Source organism: Mesorhizobium sp. M0633 (assembly GCF_040320645.1).
Taxonomy (GTDB): Bacteria; Pseudomonadota; Alphaproteobacteria; order Rhizobiales; family Rhizobiaceae; genus Mesorhizobium.
The window spans coordinates 146,431-162,345 of sequence record NZ_JAMYQC010000012.1 but is presented as its reverse complement, the minus strand read 5'-3'; the positions used below and the strand labels follow the sequence as shown (position 1 = coordinate 162,345).

At 62.4% G+C, this 15,915-nt stretch carries 16 protein-coding genes; 8 read left to right on the top strand and 8 right to left on the bottom strand.

Going from position 1 to position 15,915, the window contains the following annotated elements:
- Positions 1–206 precede the first annotated feature (206 nt).
- The 5 genes from NKI47_RS15600 (at position 207) to NKI47_RS15580 (ending at position 4,900) form a co-directional block, all read left to right on the top strand.
- On the top strand, positions 207–1,355 hold the full coding sequence (locus NKI47_RS15600; RefSeq protein WP_352591266.1) for an acyl-CoA dehydrogenase family protein: 1,149 nt from the start codon (positions 207–209) through the stop codon (positions 1,353–1,355).
- Between the two features lie 72 nt (positions 1,356–1,427).
- Entirely contained in the window at positions 1,428–1,823 is a 396-nt protein-coding gene (locus NKI47_RS15595; RefSeq protein WP_023676831.1) for a RidA family protein, read from the top strand.
- A gap of 178 nt (positions 1,824–2,001) precedes the next feature.
- Positions 2,002–2,793 (top strand): ABC transporter substrate-binding protein, encoded by a 792-nt coding sequence (locus NKI47_RS15590; RefSeq protein WP_352570264.1) that lies wholly within the window; start codon positions 2,002–2,004, stop codon positions 2,791–2,793.
- Between the two features lie 109 nt (positions 2,794–2,902).
- Positions 2,903–3,577: an amino acid ABC transporter permease gene (locus tag NKI47_RS15585; RefSeq protein WP_292656040.1), complete on the top strand. Its 675-nt coding sequence runs from the start codon at positions 2,903–2,905 to the stop codon at positions 3,575–3,577.
- Positions 3,578–3,607: 30 nt separating this feature from the next.
- Positions 3,608–4,900 carry a cysteine desulfurase-like protein gene (locus NKI47_RS15580; protein WP_352591261.1) on the top strand — a complete coding sequence of 431 codons (1,293 nt, stop codon included), beginning with the start codon at positions 3,608–3,610 and terminating at the stop codon, positions 4,898–4,900.
- On the opposite strand, the gene NKI47_RS15575 is transcribed toward NKI47_RS15580, so the two are convergent.
- Complete coding sequence (locus NKI47_RS15575; RefSeq protein WP_352591258.1) at positions 4,831–5,703, bottom strand: NAD(P)H-dependent oxidoreductase; 873 nt, start codon at positions 5,701–5,703, stop codon at positions 4,831–4,833. The genes NKI47_RS15580 and NKI47_RS15575 overlap by 70 nt on opposite strands.
- Positions 5,704–5,796: 93 nt before the next feature.
- Between NKI47_RS15575 and NKI47_RS15570 the strand changes: the two genes are divergently transcribed.
- On the top strand, positions 5,797–6,717 hold the full coding sequence (locus NKI47_RS15570; RefSeq protein ID WP_352591255.1) for a LysR family transcriptional regulator: 921 nt from the start codon (positions 5,797–5,799) through the stop codon (positions 6,715–6,717).
- 22 nt (positions 6,718–6,739) lie between these two features.
- Here NKI47_RS15570 and NKI47_RS15565 read toward each other — a convergent pair whose 3' ends face one another.
- From NKI47_RS15565 to NKI47_RS15540, 6 genes are all read right to left on the bottom strand, one after another.
- The gene (locus NKI47_RS15565; RefSeq protein ID WP_023676825.1) at positions 6,740–7,570 is read right to left on the bottom strand and encodes a dipeptide ABC transporter ATP-binding protein; all 831 of its coding nucleotides are present in this window, start codon (positions 7,568–7,570) and stop codon (positions 6,740–6,742) included.
- Positions 7,567–8,442: an ABC transporter ATP-binding protein gene (locus NKI47_RS15560; protein WP_023676824.1), complete on the bottom strand. Its 876-nt coding sequence runs from the start codon at positions 8,440–8,442 to the stop codon at positions 7,567–7,569. Before NKI47_RS15560 ends, NKI47_RS15565 begins: the two co-directional genes overlap by 4 nt.
- A 4-nt stretch (positions 8,443–8,446) precedes the next feature.
- On the bottom strand, positions 8,447–9,364 hold the full coding sequence (locus NKI47_RS15555; protein WP_023676823.1) for an ABC transporter permease subunit: 918 nt from the start codon (positions 9,362–9,364) through the stop codon (positions 8,447–8,449).
- Between the two features lies 1 nt (position 9,365).
- Positions 9,366–10,373 carry an ABC transporter permease subunit gene (locus tag NKI47_RS15550; protein ID WP_023676822.1) on the bottom strand — a complete coding sequence of 336 codons (1,008 nt, stop codon included), beginning with the start codon at positions 10,371–10,373 and terminating at the stop codon, positions 9,366–9,368.
- Positions 10,374–10,431: 58 nt separating this feature from the next.
- The gene (locus NKI47_RS15545; protein WP_352591252.1) at positions 10,432–12,024 is read right to left on the bottom strand and encodes an ABC transporter substrate-binding protein; all 1,593 of its coding nucleotides are present in this window, start codon (positions 12,022–12,024) and stop codon (positions 10,432–10,434) included.
- Positions 12,025–12,189: 165 nt separating this feature from the next.
- Complete coding sequence (locus tag NKI47_RS15540; RefSeq protein ID WP_352591249.1) at positions 12,190–12,777, bottom strand: hypothetical protein; 588 nt, start codon at positions 12,775–12,777, stop codon at positions 12,190–12,192.
- Positions 12,778–12,832: 55 nt separating this feature from the next.
- Between NKI47_RS15540 and NKI47_RS15535 the strand changes: the two genes are divergently transcribed.
- Positions 12,833–14,464, top strand: a complete 1,632-nt coding sequence (locus NKI47_RS15535; protein WP_352591246.1) for a long-chain-fatty-acid--CoA ligase — start codon at positions 12,833–12,835, stop codon at positions 14,462–14,464.
- Positions 14,465–14,549: 85 nt separating this feature from the next.
- The gene (locus tag NKI47_RS15530; RefSeq protein WP_352591243.1) at positions 14,550–15,206 is read left to right on the top strand and encodes a class I SAM-dependent methyltransferase; all 657 of its coding nucleotides are present in this window, start codon (positions 14,550–14,552) and stop codon (positions 15,204–15,206) included.
- Here the strand turns inward: NKI47_RS15530 and NKI47_RS15525 are convergent.
- Positions 15,190–15,912 (bottom strand): HAD family hydrolase, encoded by a 723-nt coding sequence (locus NKI47_RS15525; protein WP_352591240.1) that lies wholly within the window; start codon positions 15,910–15,912, stop codon positions 15,190–15,192. The genes NKI47_RS15530 and NKI47_RS15525 overlap by 17 nt on opposite strands.
- Positions 15,913–15,915 lie beyond the last annotated feature (3 nt).

Genomic DNA, 15,915 nt, shown 5'->3' with positions numbered 1-15,915 from the left:
GGCGGGACAGCACCCCCCTCTGGCCTGCCGGCCATCTCCCCCTCAAGGGGGGAGATTGGATATCAGGCCCGCTTTCGCCAATCTCCAACATCGCAGGGAGAGCCGTGGCAGCGAAGCCGCCAATCTCCCCCCTAGAGGGGGAGATGTCCAGCAGGACAGAGGGGGGCGCCGTGGAGCGCCAGGGCCGGAGAATTGTGGAGGCAGCAATGCCTGACCGTTCCTTCCTCTCCTGGCCGTTCTTCGAGGATCGCCACCGCGATCTGGCGGAGCGGCTGGAGGCATGGTGCGCCAAGAACCTGCCGGTTGCGCATGACGATGTCGACGCCGCCTGTCGCGAGCTGGTGGCCAAGCTCGGTAAGGACGGCTGGCTAAAGCCGACGGCGCTCGATACCGACAACCCTGCAGCACTCGACGTGCGCACGCTCTGCCTCACGCGCGAGACGCTGGCCCGGCATGACGGGCTGGCCGATTTCGCCTTCGCCATGCAAGGGCTCGGCACCGGCGCACTCAGCCTGTTCGGCTCGCCCGAGCAGCAGCATTGGCTGGCTAAGACACGGGCCGGTAAGGCGATTTCGGCTTTCGCGCTGTCGGAGCCGCGCTCGGGCTCGGACGTCGCCAATATGGAAATGACGGCCACGCGTGACCGCGACAGCTATCTCTTGTCCGGCGAAAAGACCTGGATCTCCAACGGCGGTATCGCTGACTTTTATGCTGTCTTTGCCCGCACCGGCGAAGCGCCCGGCGCCAAGGGGCTATCCGCCTTTGTCGTGCCTTCCGAAACCGAGGGGCTGATCGTTGCCGAGCGGCTGGAGGTGATCGCGCCGCACCCGCTCGCCCGGCTGTCCTTCGACAATGCACGCATTCCAGCCTCGGCGCTGATCGGCAAACCCGGTGACGGTTTTCGCATCGCCATGTCCGTGCTCGACGTGTTCCGTTCGACCGTCGGCGCAGCGGCGCTCGGCTTTGCCCGGCGCGCGCTGGACGAAAGCATCACAAGAGTGGCCGAGCGCAGGCTGTTCGGTGCGCCGATGGCCGAGCTGCAGATGGTGCAGGGCCACATCGCCGACATGGCGCTGGATGTCGATGCCGCCGCGTTGCTGGTCTATCGTGCCGCCTGGACCAAGGACATGGGCGCGGCTCGGGTTACCCGCGAAGCCGCCATGGCCAAGCTGTTCGCTACCGACAAAGCGCAGGAGGTGATCGACAAGGCTGTGCAGCTGCATGGCGGCGACGGCGTCCGCAAGGGCCATATCGTCGAAAGCCTGTATCGCGAGATCCGGGCGCTGCGCATCTACGAGGGAGCGTCCGACGTGCAGAAGGTGGTGATTGCACGGCAAGTGATGGGAGCGGCCTGAGACAGGAGTTTGCGTGAAAATTATTGTCTTCGAGTTTTGAGCGACCGGATTTGAGCATTGGGAGGTTTTGACATGCACACCATCCTGCAGCCGGAAGGCTGGGCGAAACCCGTCGGCTACGCCAATGGCGTCGCCGCGCGTGGGCAGCTTGTCTTCGTCGGCGGGCAGGTCGGCTGGAACGGACAGGGCCGCTTCGAGACCGATGATCTTGTCGGCCAGGTGCGGCAGACGCTGGCCAATATTGTTGCTGTGCTCGCCGAGGCCGACGCCAAGCCGGAACATATCACCTCGATGACCTGGTACTTTACCGACAAGGCGGAATATTTGGCCAATCTCAAGGGGATCGGAGAGGTCTATCGCGAGGTGATCGGCCGGCATTTCCCGGCGATGGCCGCCATGCAGGTGATGGCGCTGGTCGAGGATCGCGCCAAGGTTGAGATCCAGGCCACGGCGGTTATTCCGGAGTGACGGCAACACGTGGCAATTTTTTAAGCTTAAAACTTTCGCCTTGAAAAGCGCGGTACTTTGGATAGCATCCAATGTCTTGCGACTGCCGTGCCGGGAGGGCTTTCCGGCAGTCCCGTCACTTGGCGCATCAAAACCGTGCGGGGCCAAACCCGTCCGATCACAACCAGAGGGAACGAAAATGAACTTCACCCGTCGCAACCTGCTGCTTCTTGCTGCTGCCATCGGCATCGCTGGCGGCCCGGCCTACGCCGAAGGCACGCTGAATGTCGGCGCCTATCCGACCAATCCGCCTTTTGAATACAAGAACGAGAGCGGCACGTTCGAGGGTTTCGAAGTCGACATCATCAATGAGGCGGCAAAGCGTATCGGCATGACCACTGATATCGCCGATCTCGGTTTCCAGGCGCTGTTCGCCGCCACCACCTCGAAGCGCATCGACGTCGCCATCTCGTCGATCACCATCACGCCGGAGCGGCTGAAGTCTCAGTCGTTCACGCAGCCCTACTATGATTCCGACATGGGCATCGCCGCGAAGGCCGACAGCCCGATCAAGGCCGAGGCCGACCTCAAGGGCAAGATCGTCGGCGTGCTGTCCGGCTCGACCGGCGAAGCCTGGGTCACGGCCCACCAGGAAGCGGACGGGTTCAGTGACGTCAAGGGCTACGACACGCAGCAGAATTTGCTGCTCGATCTCAGCTCCGGCCGCGTCGATGCGGCGGTCAGCGATATTCCGGGCCTGGAATATTCTTTCACCAGGATGAAGGATCTCGCCGTAAAAGAGCGCATCAAGACCGGCGAGCAGTACGGTCTGATGATGACCAAAGACCACCCGCTGCTCGGCAAGCTGAACGACGCGCTGACCGCGATGAAGAAGGACGGCACGCTGGCCGCGATCCACAAGAAGTGGTTCGGCAGCGACGCACCTGCCGATTCCTCGACCGTCAAGGAAATGCCTATGCCGAAGGCCTGAGCGGCAGTTCGCGCTTAAATGTCGTGCCGGCTTTCGATGCCGGCACGATTTCGGATTTCGGGCTCGGGCTCGAGCGTCGCGGGACGCCAAACGTTTCGGAAATGCTGCGATGTCGCTGCTGGACACCTTCTTCAACGCCGACGTCATGGTCTCCAGCCTGCCGGCGCTGCTGCGCGGTTTCCTGAACACCCTGCTGCTCGGAATCATGAGCATCGGCATCGGTATTCCCGTCGGCCTCGCCATCAGCCTGGTGCGGCTCTATGCGCCAAAGCCGCTTCGGCTGCTGGCTGTCGGCTACATTGACATTTTCCGGGCGATGCCGGTGCTGGTCGTGCTGATCCTGATCTACTATGCGCTGCCGTTCCTCGGCATTCGCCTGTCATCGTGGACGTCCGCGGTGATGGCCTTCGCCATCATCATGGCGGCCTATTCGGCCGAGGTGTTCCGCTCCGGTATAGAGAGCATTCCGCGCGGCCAGTTCGAGGCGGCGCAGGCGCTCGGCCTGCCGTTCTTGCTGACCTTGCGCAAGGTAGTGCTGCCGCAGGCGATCCGCGTCGTCATTCCGCCAATGACCAGCAATTGCGTTTCGATGTTCAAGGATACTTCGCTCGCTTCCACCGTGGCGCTGCCCGAACTGCTGAAGGAAGCGACCAACGCGCAATCGCTCTATGCCAATCCTTCACCGCTGATCGGCGCGGCGCTGGTCTATCTCATCTTTCTCTGGCCGATGGTCCGTCTCGTCAGCCTCCTTGAACGCCGCTTTCAAACCGAAAAGACCCGCTGACTCTGTCAGCGCACTTCGCAGGAGACGACCTTGAACCAGCATCAGATTTCGAAAACCGGCGATGCCGCAGCTTTCCCGGTCGAGACGATCCGCGCCATGTTTCCCGCCTTGCAGCAAGCCGGGGACTTCGTCTTCATGGACAATGCCGCCGGCGCGCAGATCCCGCAAAGCGTGCTCGATGCGGTCACCAACCATTTGGTCGCGCATAATGTGCAGCGCGGCGGCCGCTATGGCCGCAGCGTCACCGTCGACCAAGCCGTCGCCGGCGCTCGCGAAAGCGTGGCCTTGCTGATCAACGCCACCAACCCGGCGGAGATCTGCTTCGGCATGAACGCCACTTCGTTCATCCGCCTGGTCAGCCTCGGCATCGGCCAGATGCTTTCCGAGCGCCCAAACGGGGAGCGTGACGAGATCGTCATCACCGACATGGATCACGACGCCAATATCGCGACCTGGCTGGCGCTGGCGCCCGCCGGCGCCAAGTTCAAATGGTGGCGGATGCGCGAGGACGGCAATCTGCATGTCGACGATTTGCGCCCGCTGGTCTCAGAGCGCACCCGGCTCGTCGCCTGCACGGTAACGGCGCATTCGATCGGGTCGATTGTCGACGTTGCCTCCGTGGCTGGGATTGCGCATGCGGCAGGCGCCGAAGTGTTCCTCGACTGCGTGCATTACGGGCCGCACGGGTTGATCGATGTGCAGGCCTGGGATTGCGATTATCTGGTCTGCTCCGGCTACAAGAATTTCTCGCCGCATATGGGCTTCCTTTGGGGCCGCTTCGAAACACTGAAGCGCTTGCCGACCTTCCGCGAGGATTTCATCCCCGACGAGCCGCCCCACAAAATCGAAGCCGGCACGTTCATCTACGAGAACGTCTCCGGCATGGATGCCGCGGTGCGCTACCTCGAATCGATCGGCCGCAATTTCTTGTCCGAGAATAACCAGTCGCGCCGCGACAACATCGTCGCCGGCATGAATGCCATCCGCGACTACGAACAGGTGCTGGCGCGCGAAATGCTGGCGGTGCTCAAAGATTGCGGCGCGACGATCTACGGCGTGGCCGAAGAGGCACGCCTCAGCGAACGCGTGCCGACCTTCTGCTTCAATGTCGGCACGCTGTCGCCACAGAGGATCGTCGAGGAAATGGCCGAGATGCAGATCGGCATTCGCGACGGCCACATGTATGCGCCGCGTCTGATGAAGCGGCTCAACCTCAGCATGGACAGCGGCGCCGTGCGCGCCTCGCTGGTGCATTACAATACGATCGAGGAAGTCCGGCGCTTCGGCGAGGCGCTGCGCACCATCATCGCCCGGCTGTCCTGATCGGACTGGGCGGCGGCGCCGGCGCGATCCTCGTGAAGCGCAAAGGCGGTCGCACCCGGGTTCTCCAAGCCGGGGCGCAATTGCATGCTTGGGATCAAGTAATCGCCGCCATTCTGCTGCCGATAACGAATGGGCCGCATTGTCTCGAGCGTTCGCATCCTTTCGCGCAGTCGCTCCGCGACAGGCTCGAAATCCGCCTCCCCGAAACGGTCCACCCTGTAAACCACGAACGGCGGAAGCACGTCGTAGCCCGGATAGTATAGAATCCCGTGATTGATCGGGAACAGCAGGTCGTCGATCGGGCCGTTGACGCCGCGGGCGGAATAATGCTCCTCCCAGCCGCCGGTGGTCACGATCAGCATTGCGCGCTTGCCGGCGAGCGTTCCCTCACCAAAGCGATCACCCCACCGCTTGTCGCTGTGCTCGCCAACGCCATAGGCGAAGCCGTAGGCGTACACGCGATCGACCCAGCCCTTGAGGATCGCCGGCATGGCGTACCACCACAGCGGGAACTGGAGGATCAGGGTATCGGCCCATAGCAGCTTGTCGATCTCCACTTTGACGTCTTCGGTCAGAGTGCCGCTCGCAAAAGCTTTTTTGGAGGCGCCGGCCGGCAGGAAGCGTGCTTCAGGCGGCCACGACGGAAAGTCGGCACGGTCTACCTCGGCTTTCCAGCCATCGGCGTAGAGGTCAGACACCCGCACCTCATGGCCTTGGGCCTCAAGTTCCCCGATGGCGACGTCACGCAGTGCGCCGTTGAGCGAACGCGGCTCAGGATGAGCAAAAACAAGCAGGACTTTCATGGGTCTACTCCGAAGAAGGACGATAGACACCAAAGGTAGCCAGCCGTGGGCTGATCCACTATATGTAGGAAATGTATAAGATAATGCCGAATAATGGATAGATCGGACGTCACCCTTGAGCGCATGCGCACCTTCGTTCGCGTCGCCGAGCGCGGCAGCCTCTCGGCGGTGGCGCGCGAGCTCGGAGTTGGGCAGTCGACGGTCACACGGCATTTGCGAGAACTCGAGGAGGCCGTCGGAGTGCCCTTGCTCAGCAGGACCACCCGGCGCGTCACGATGACCGATGAAGGCAGCCGTTACTATGCCGACAGCGTCCAGATCCTGCGCCTCGTCGAGCAGGCCGGCGATGAGGCGCGGGGCACGCGCGGCGCGTCGGCCGGCACGATCCGGATATCCTGCACGGCGGCGCTCGGGGTCTTACATGTCAGCCGGCTGATCTTCGCCTTTCAGGACCGCTATCCCTACATCGGCATCGATCTCAGCCTTACCGACGAGCGCATCAACCTTGTGCGGGAGGGCGTCGACATCGCGCTTCGCCTCGGCCCGCTCACCGACAGCTCAATGAAACTGCGGGCGCTCGGGCAATCCCGGCGTCTGCTGGTGGCGGCGCCGGCCTATCTGGCGGCGCGGGGCAGACCGGCTGTCCCGCAGGATCTGCCTGGCCATGAAGGCATCCGGATGTCGAACATCGCGGGAAGCGACACGCTCACCTTGCAGGGGCCGGGCGGCGAGACCTTTGCGGTGCCCTTTGGCGGCAGATTTCTGGTCGACCATGGGCTTGCTGCGCGCCAAGCCCTTGTCGCCGGACGCGGCATCGCACCCGCCCACCACTGGCTTGTCGACGATCTTCTGGCGGCCGACCGGCTGGAAGTGGTCCTGCCGGGCTATTTTCCGCCTCCCGTCCCGCTGAGCATGCTGATCGTTCCGGAGCGTGCGGGCATTGCCCGGGTGCGGCTGCTGGTCGACTTTCTCGCCGAGCAGATCTCCGGCATTCCGGGGATCGAGAAGCGGTAACCGGCCGGCAAACCTCGCCGGATCAGGCGGCCTTCTTCTTGGCCAACCGTGCCTTGATGCTGGCAACGTCGGCACGCGGCGTCGCCGCGAACAGCGTCCTGGTGTAGCTGTGCTTGGGGTCGGCGAAGACCTCGTCGCGCGAGCCGTATTCGACCGCTTCGCCGAAGTACATTACCATCACGTCGTCGGCGATGTAGCGCACCACCGACAGGTCGTGGCTGATGAAAACATAGGTTAGCTGAAACTCGTCCTGCAGGTCGGCGAGCAGGTTCAGCACCTGCGCCTGCACCGAAAGATCAAGTGCCGAGACCGGCTCGTCCAGCACCAGAAGGCTGGGGTTGAGCATCAGCGCGCGGGCGATGGCGATCCGCTGGCGCTGGCCGCCCGAAAACATATGCGGGTAGCGATTAAAGTGCTCGGGGCCGAGACCGACCTTCTTTAGCATCTTCATGGCAAGATCGCGCCGCTCGTCGGCCGTGCTGTCGGTATTGATGAGCAGCGGCTCGCCAAGCACGTCGCCGATCTTCTGGCGTGGATTGAGCGAACCATAAGGGTTCTGGAAGACGATCTGGACCTTGCGGCGCATTTCCTTCGACAGGCCGTTCCTGCCGATGTCTACCTTCTTGCCGTCGATGAAAAGCTCGCCGGAGGTCGCCGGGTCGATCAGGGTGATGATGCGGGCGAGTGTTGACTTGCCGCAGCCGCTCTCGCCGACGATGGCCAGCGTCTTGCCCTTGTCGACGCTGAACGAAACACCCTTGACCGCATGAACCGTACGGGAGGGGCGGAAAAGCCCGCCACCGACATGATAGTCGCGCACGATGTTCTTGCCTTCGACTACGGTCACGCTCATGAGGCGGTTCCTCCTGCGGACCGGGCTGCGACTACAGATGGGGCCGGCTCAAACAGCATGTCGGAAACAGTAGGCAACCGGTCGCCGACGGCGTTTTCGGGCAGTGCCGACAGGAGCGCGCGCGTGTAGTTGCTCTTGGGGGACTCGAACAGCGACAGCACGTCGGCCTCTTCCATCTTGCGGCCCTTGTACTGGACGATGACACGGTCGGCGGTCTCGGCAACCACCCCCATATTGTGGGTGATCATGATCAGGCCCATGCCATATTTGGCCTGCAGGCCGACCAGCAGATCGAGGATCTGCTTCTGGATGGTGACGTCGAGCGCCGTGGTTGGCTCGTCGGCGATCAAAAGCTTGGGATTGCAGGCGATGGCGATGGCGATCATGACGCGCTGACACTGACCACCCGACATCTGGTGCGGGAAGGAGCCCAGCCGTTCCTCGGGGTCGGCGATGCCGACCAACTTCATCAATTCGATGGCACGCGCCCGGCGCTGGGCGCGGTCCATGCCCATATGGAAGCGCAGCACCTCCTCGATCTGGAAGCCGACGGTGAAGCACGGGTTGAGGCTGGCGACCGGCTCCTGGAAGATCATCGAAATGTCCTTGCCGACGATCTTGCGCCGCTCGGATGGGCCGAGCTTGAGCAGGTCGATGCCGTCGAAGGCCATGCGGTCGGCCCTCACCGTCGCGGTGTTGGGCAAAAGCCCCATCACCGCCAGCATCGCCACCGACTTGCCCGAACCGGATTCGCCGACGATCGCCAGCACCTCGCGCGGTTCGACCGACAGGTCGATGCCTTGTACCGCCATGAATGGTCCAGCGGCGGTGTCGAAGGAAACGGTCAGGTTCTTGATCTCGAGAAGAGGCATTGGATTATGACCTCTTCAGCTTGGGATCGAAAGCATCGCGCAAGCCATCGCCGATCAGATTGATGGCAAGCACAGTGATCAGAATAGCAAGGCCGGGGAAGGTCACCACCCAAGGCGCGCGCAGGATGAACTCGCGCGCCGAGGCGAGCATCGTGCCCCATTCCGGCGTCGGCGGCTGCGCACCGACACCGAGGAAGCCGAGCGCCGCAGCCTCGAGAATAGCGTTGGAGAAGGACAACGTCGCCTGCACGATCAGCGGTGCCAGGCAGTTCGGCAGGATCGTCCTCACCATCAAGCGAAGATGACCGGCACCAGCCACCTTGGCGGAGATGACATATTCGCGGTTCTTTTCGGCCATCACGGCGGCGCGGGTGAGGCGCGCAAAATGCGGCTGCAGCACCAGCGCGATCGCCAGCATGGCATTGAAAAGGCCGGGGCCAAGGATCGCCACCAGCACCAGCGCCAGAAGCAGCGACGGGAAGGCCAGGATGATATCCATGATGCGCATGATCAGCGTGTCGACCCAGCCGCGGAAATAGCCGGCGAGCACGCCAAGCACGATGCCGCTGGTGAGCGAGAAGACAACGACCACCAGGCCGATGAACAGCGAGAAACGCGCCCCGAAGATCAACCGTGAAAGCATGTCGCGGCCGACCGCGTCGGTGCCGAGCAGGAACATCGATTTGCCGCCTTCCTGCCAGGCAGGGGGTGCCAGCAGCGCATCGCGAAACTGCTCGTCGGGCGAATGTGGGGCGACGAACGGCGCAAAGATCGCCACCAGCACCAGCGCCGAAAACACGACAAGGCCGATGACCGCGCCGGTGTTCATCGAGAAGTAGTGCCAGAACTCGGCGAAAGCCCGTTGCCTGCCGCCTGTCGGGATGGAGGCGGCGGTAGCTTCGGCGGCGGATTCGTCGGTCATCTCACTGCACCCGGATGCGCGGATTGATGACGGCGTAGAGCACGTCGACGATCAGGTTCACCGCCATGACGATCAGCGCGATGATCAGCAATCCGCTCTGGACGACGACATAGTCGCGCTTGCCGATGGCATCGATCATCCATTTGCCGATGCCCGGCCAGGAAAAAATGGTCTCGGTCAGAATGGCGCCCGCCATCAAGGTGCCGACCTGCAGTCCAATGGTGGTGACTACCGGGATCAGCGCGTTGCGAAAAGCGTGCAGACCGATGACGCGGCGCGGCGCCAGGCCCTTGGCGCGCGCGGTGCGGACATAGTCCTCGCCCAGCACCTCGAGCATCGCCGAGCGCGTCTGGCGCGCTATGACGGCAAGCGGGATCGTCGCCAGCACGATCGACGGCAGGATCAAATGGCTGACGGCAGATTTGAAAGCGCCGCTCCTGCCGGAGATCAGGCTGTCGATGAGCATGAACCCGGTCGTCGGCCTGAAGAAATACTGCAGGCCGATACGGCCGGAAACCGGCGTCCAGCCGAGATAGCCGGAGAAGAAGATAATGAGCAGCAGCCCCCACCAGAAGATCGGCATCGAATAGCCGGTCAGGGCGACACCCATCGTCGCCTGGTCGAACCAGGAGCCGCGCTTGACCGCGGCGAAAATGCCGGCGGGGATGCCAAGCAGGACGGCGATGATCAACGCCACCGTCGCCAGTTCCAGCGTGGCCGGAAACAGCGCCTGGAATTCGCCGAGCACTGGCCGCTTAGTGGCAATGGATATGCCGAAATCGCCGGTCAGAACCCTGCCGATATATTCCAGGTATTGGATGACATAGGGCCGGTTGTAGCCAAACTGCTCGATGAGCTGGGCGTAGCGCTCGGGGCTGACGCCGCGCTCGCCCGCCAGGGCCAGGATAGGATCGCCGGGCAGAAGCCGGACGAAAGCGAACGCCGCCAGCGATATGCCGAACACGGTCGGGATGATCAAAGCGAGCTTGTGGAGGAGATAACGGAGCATCTTGCTTCATAGAACGGCGGCGCGGGAAGTCCAGCGCCGCCGTTCAATTTCTCAGGACTTATTCGGTGACGTCGACGCCGTCAAACCGATGAATGCCGAGCGGGTCCATAACGAAGCCCGACACCTTCTTGTTCATCGGCATGAAGACCTTGGAGTGGGCGATGGTCAGCCACGGAGCCTCACGCTTGAACACCACCTGAGCTTCCTCGTAGATCTTGGTGCGCTCAGCGACGTCCGTCGTCGCCTTGCCTTTTTTCAGCAGGGCTTCGAATTCCTGGTTGCACCAGATCGCATAATTGGACTGGCCGATGGCATCGCAACCGAGCAGGAAAAAGAAGTTGTCCGGATCGCCATTGTCACCGGTCCACCCCAGTTGGAAGGCGCCATCGCGATCCTTAGCCTTGCCGCGCTGGCGATACTCGGTCCATTCGTAACTGACGATCTCCGCCTTGACCCCGACGGCGGCATAGTCGGCCTGGATCAACTCGGCGACGCGCTGGGCGTTCGGGTTGTAGGGGCGGCTGACCGGCATAGCCCAGATCTTCATCGACAGATCCTTGACGCCTGCATCGGCCAGCATCTTCTTGGCCGCCTCCGGATCATAGGGATCGTCCTTGATGTCCTTGTTATAGGACCACATGGTCGGCGGGATCGGGTTGATGGCCGGCGCACCGGCGCCCTGATAGACCGCGTCGATGATCGCCTTCTTGTTTACCGCCATGTTGAGGGCCTTGCGGACCTCGACCTTGTCGAAGGGCGGCTGCGTCGTGTTGTAAGCCATGTAGCCGATGTTCAGGCCTTCCTGCTCGTCGACCTTGAGGTTCGCGTCGGCCTGCAGTCCGGCAATGTCGGCCGGCGCCGGGTATGACATGATATCGCATTCGCCCGCCTTCAGCTTCTGCGCGCGCACGGCGGGGTCGGGCGTGATGGCGAAGATCAGATCATCGATCTTCTGGCGGCCGCCATAGTAGCCGTCCCATGCTGCATAGCGCACGACCGCATCGACCTGATAGTCGACGAACTGGAACGGACCAGTGCCGACCGGCCTCTGGGTGAACTGCTGCCTGGTGCCGGCCTTGTCGAGCTGGTCGGCATATTCCTTGGAAACGATCGAGGCGAAATCCATGCCGAGGTCCGGCAGGAACGCGACTTCAGGCTTGTTCAGCACGAATTTCACCGTCAGGTCGTCGACCTTGACGATTTCCTTCAGGAGATCGGGGAAGCCCATGCCGGTGAAATATTCCCAGCCGGTGCCTTCCAGATAGCTGTACCACGGGCTTTCTTTCTTCCACTGGCGTTCGAAGGAAAAGATCACGTCGTCGGCGTTGAGGTCGCGCGTCGGCGTGAAATAATCGGTCGTCTGGAATTTCACACCCGGGCGAAGCTTGAAGGTGTATTCGAGACCGTCGTCGGAAACCGTCCAGCTCTCGGCCAGGCCGGGCGAGATGGTGGTCTTGCCATGCTCGAACTCGACCAGGCGCGAATAGATGGTGCGCGACGAAGCGTCGAAGTCGTTGCCGCCGCTCCATGGCGACGGGTCGAAGCCGGCCGGCGATGCCTCCGAGCAATAGACCAGTTGTTTTGCATTGGCCACGCCGCCGAGGACGCTTGCAGCCAGCAACGCGGCTGCAAAAGTCAGTTTCTTTTTCATTGAGCACTCCCTGATGTTCTTCCAAGCCCCTCTGTCAGGCTCGCGAAGGCCGCATATAAGCACCGTTTTTCTAGCTTTGGAACTGCTTGTTTGCCTAACCCACGGGAAGCAGAAAAAATTTTCGGCACGCGGCAAATTGTGGAAAAAACGAGCCGAATCCGCAGGTCACGACATTATTAGCGACTTCAATTTTTTGTTGATCGGTAATGCCGCCGATTGGGGGAATCGAGCCGTTCGGTTCAAGAGATGCGCGTCCGAAAACCGGTCGCGGCCAAGAGGTTTGACGGCAAGTCTTACCGCACTCCAGGTGGCGAGGCTTGCACGGCCGCCGCTTGTGGCAATACATAGATAGATGGGCAGCGTGCCGGATTTTCCCAGGTTCCGGATATTGCGGCAAGCGGTGGGATATCTTTGTTGATCAGGGCGGTGGTGGCGCGCAAGCATGCCGAACCAATAAGAACGATTGAGGGAGCGACAGGTGGCAAAACCGGCAAAGACAACCAACGCGGCGAAAGCAAAGGCCGAGGCAACATCGAAAGCGGTCAAGCCAAAAGCGGCCGCCGCCAAGCCGACGGCTACCGCGAAGGCAAGCGCGAAGCCGGCGGCGAAGACCACGGCTGGAACGGCTGCTAAACCGGCAACCGGCAAGACTGCGCCTGCTGCAAAATCTGCCGCCAAGCCGGCGGCGAAGGCAGTGCCGACAGCGCCACGACCGCCGGCAGGTCCGGCCAAGAGATTACCGAGGGCGATCACCGCACTGGCCGCTGGCCTGCCTGAAAAACCGTGGCTCCAGAGTTACCCAAAGATCGTGCCGGCCGAGATTGGCGACCTGCCCTCCAGTTCGATCGGCGACTTTCTCGTCGCCGTGTGCAAGCAGTTTGCGAATCGGCCGGCCTTCGTCTGCATGGGCAAATCGATCACCTATGCCGACCTCGAGCGACAGTCGGCCGCCTTCGGCGCCTATCTGCAATCAACGGGGCTGCAGAAGGGCGCGCGCGTCGCCCTGATGATGCCGAATGTGCTGCAATATCCGGTGGCGATTATGGCAGTGCTTCGCGCCGGCTATGTCGTGGTCAACATCAATCCGCTCTACACGCCGCGCGAGCTGGAGCACCAGCTCAAGGATTCCGGCGCTCAAGCCATTGTCATCCTCGAAAATTTTGCCTGCACCCTGCAGGCGGTGATCGCCAGGACCGCAGTCAAGCATGTCGTGGTCGCCTCGATGGGCGACATGCTCGGCGGGCTCAAGGGAATGATCGTCAACTTCGTTGTACGCCGCGTCAAGAAGATGGTGCCGGCATGGTCGCTGCCCGGCCATGTCAAGTTCAACGCCGCGCTGAAGGCCGGCACCGGCATGGCCTTCAGGCCCGCAAAGGTCGCGGCCGACGACATCGCCTTCCTGCAATACACGGGCGGCACGACCGGCATCTCCAAGGGCGCGATGCTTTTGCACAGCAACATTTTGGCGAACGTCGCGCAGAACGCGCTGTGGGCCGAAGACGCTTTTACCGTCAAGCCGAAGCCGGCGCATCTGAACTTCCTCTGCGCGCTGCCGCTCTATCACATTTTTGCGCTGACGGCGAACGTGCTGGTAGGCATGCAGCAAGGCGCGCAGAATGTCCTCATCCCCAATCCGCGCGACATTCCCGGCTTCGTCAAGGAGCTGCAGAAATACCCGATCCACATCTTTCCGGGCCTCAACACGCTGTTCAATGCGCTGCTCAATAATGAGGATTTTCGCAAGCTCGATTTCAAGCCGCTGATCCTGACGCTGGGTGGCGGCATGCCGGTGCAGAGGGCCATCGCCGAACGCTGGAAGGCGCTGACCGGCTGCCCGATCAGCGAGGCCTACGGGCTCACCGAGACCTCGCCGGGGACAACCATCAACAAATTCAGCGACGGCGTTTACACCGGCACGATCGGCCTGCCGCTGCCCTCGACCGAGATCGCCATCCGCGACGACGACGGCAACAATTTGCCGCTCGGCGAAGTCGGCGAAATCTGCATCCGCGGACCGCAGGTGATGGCCGGCTACTGGAACCGGCCGGACGAGACCGCCAAGGTGATGACCGAGGACGGCTTCTTCAAATCGGGCGACATGGGCTTCATGGACGAGCTTGGCTACACCAAGATCGTCGACCGCAAGAAGGACATGATCCTGGTTTCCGGCTTCAACGTCTATCCGAACGAACTCGAGGAAGTGGTGGCGCAGCATCCAGGCGTACTCGAAGTGGCGGCGATCGGCGTGCCGGACGAGCATTCGGGTGAAGTGCCGAAGCTGTTCGTCGTCAAGAAGGACCCGGCACTGACCGCCGACATGCTGACGGCTTATTGCCGCGAGAACCTGACCGGCTACAAGCGTCCCAGGTATATTGAGTTCCGCACCGAGTTGCCGAAGACACCGGTCGGCAAGATCCTGCGACGGGCGTTGCGGGGCTAGGCGCAGCTTGAGCGATTGCATCGCCGGCGCCAACGCCGTGAGTATAGGTTCGCGCCCGGACCCGGCAGAGTTCATCCGGGCGAACATGCGGATCGCCCCCGTGCCCGCGCTTCCCGAAATTCGGCTTTACACCGCCCATCCGGGAAGCGGGCTCAGGCGGCTTCTCGAATGGAACCAACATGCGACCGAAGAAGACGGACCTGAACCGGAGCCACCGTACTGGGCCTATGTCTGGGCCGGCGGCGCGGTGCTCGCCCGCTACATATTCGACCGGCCGAAGACCGTGGCCGGCCGTCGCGTGCTCGACCTCGGCGCCGGTTCGGGTCTCGTCGGCATTGCAGCGGCAAAAGCCGGGGCAAGCGCGGTCGTCGCGGCCGAGATCGATCGCAATGGTGTGGTTGCGCTCGGCCTCAACGCGACTGCGAACGGCGTCGCTATCATGATCATTGGCGAAGACATCACCAGCGGTCCGCCGCCACCGGTGGATGTCGTGGTGGTCGGCGACCTGTTTTACGCCCATGATCTTGCTGGCCGGGCCATTTCTTTCCTCGACCGCTGCCTTGCAGCCGGCATCGCCGTGCTGATCGGCGATCCGGGCCGCGCCTATCTGCCCCGCTCGCGGCTTCGCCTGCTGGCCGAATACGAGGTGCCGGATGTCGGCGAAGGCAGGAATGCGGCGATGAAACCGAGCGGCGTGTTCTCGTTCGGACCAGCTAGCTGCGAGTCTAGACTGTCTCGCTGACCCGCGCCGCTAGAAAATCGGGCAGATCGGCAACTGAATCGAGGATGACGTCTGCGATCTGCGACAGCGATTCACGTGTGCCGGTGCCGGACAGCACGCCAATCGCCAGGCCACAGCCGCCGGCGCGCGCCATTTCCAGATCGTGGCGATTGTCGCCGACCATTGCGATCGCCGCCGGCCTGAGCCCTGTCAGGTCCGAGAAGGCAAGGATCGTATCCGGCGCCGGTTTTGGATTGGCCACCGCATCGTAACCATAGGCGGCGTCGAAAAGCTGCGCGACGCCCAGCGTGACCAAGGTTTTTTCCGCGCCGCTGGTCGAGTCGTTGGTGGCGACGCCAAGCCGGTAGGATTTTCTGTGAAGCAGCCCAAGCGTCTCGACCACACCCGGCAGCGCCACCGCCATTGCCGATCCTTGCGCCGAAGTGATGGCGTTGAAGCGGGCGACGGCAAGCATCTGGTCCTCGTCGGACAGCCGTGGAAACCACAGCTCGACGACGTCCATGTTGGTACCGGAGGCAAAAATCGAATCCGGCTTGAAGCGCTTGGTGGCGAAGTCGAAGCCCGCCGCCGCAAGCAGCCTGTCTGCTTTCCACCGATCGCCTTCGGCCGCATCCATCGCCATGAAGTCGGCGATGCCCAGCCATGTCGCGTTGAAATCCACGAGCGTGCCGTCCTTGTCGAACAATATTCCCTTAATGTCCGCCAAGCT

Bases quoted from the DNA above. Each gene is read 5' to 3' on its own strand.
- NKI47_RS15600 (WP_352591266.1), top strand. From the start codon at position 207: ATGCCTGACCGTTCCTTCCTCTCCTGGCCGTTCTTCGAGGATCGCCAC.
- NKI47_RS15595 (WP_023676831.1), top strand. From the start codon at position 1,428: ATGCACACCATCCTGCAGCCGGAAGGCTGGGCGAAACCCGTCGGCTAC.
- NKI47_RS15590 (WP_352570264.1), top strand. From the start codon at position 2,002: ATGAACTTCACCCGTCGCAACCTGCTGCTTCTTGCTGCTGCCATCGGC.
- NKI47_RS15585 (WP_292656040.1), top strand. From the start codon at position 2,903: ATGTCGCTGCTGGACACCTTCTTCAACGCCGACGTCATGGTCTCCAGC.
- NKI47_RS15575 (WP_352591258.1), bottom strand. From the start codon at position 5,703: ATGAAAGTCCTGCTTGTTTTTGCTCATCCTGAGCCGCGTTCGCTCAAC.
- NKI47_RS15570 (WP_352591255.1), top strand. From the start codon at position 5,797: ATGGATAGATCGGACGTCACCCTTGAGCGCATGCGCACCTTCGTTCGC.
- NKI47_RS15565 (WP_023676825.1), bottom strand. From the start codon at position 7,570: ATGAGCGTGACCGTAGTCGAAGGCAAGAACATCGTGCGCGACTATCAT.
- NKI47_RS15560 (WP_023676824.1), bottom strand. From the start codon at position 8,442: ATGCCTCTTCTCGAGATCAAGAACCTGACCGTTTCCTTCGACACCGCC.
- NKI47_RS15555 (WP_023676823.1), bottom strand. From the start codon at position 9,364: ATGACCGACGAATCCGCCGCCGAAGCTACCGCCGCCTCCATCCCGACA.
- NKI47_RS15550 (WP_023676822.1), bottom strand. From the start codon at position 10,373: ATGCTCCGTTATCTCCTCCACAAGCTCGCTTTGATCATCCCGACCGTG.
- NKI47_RS15545 (WP_352591252.1), bottom strand. From the start codon at position 12,024: ATGAAAAAGAAACTGACTTTTGCAGCCGCGTTGCTGGCTGCAAGCGTC.
- NKI47_RS15530 (WP_352591243.1), top strand. From the start codon at position 14,550: ATGCGGATCGCCCCCGTGCCCGCGCTTCCCGAAATTCGGCTTTACACC.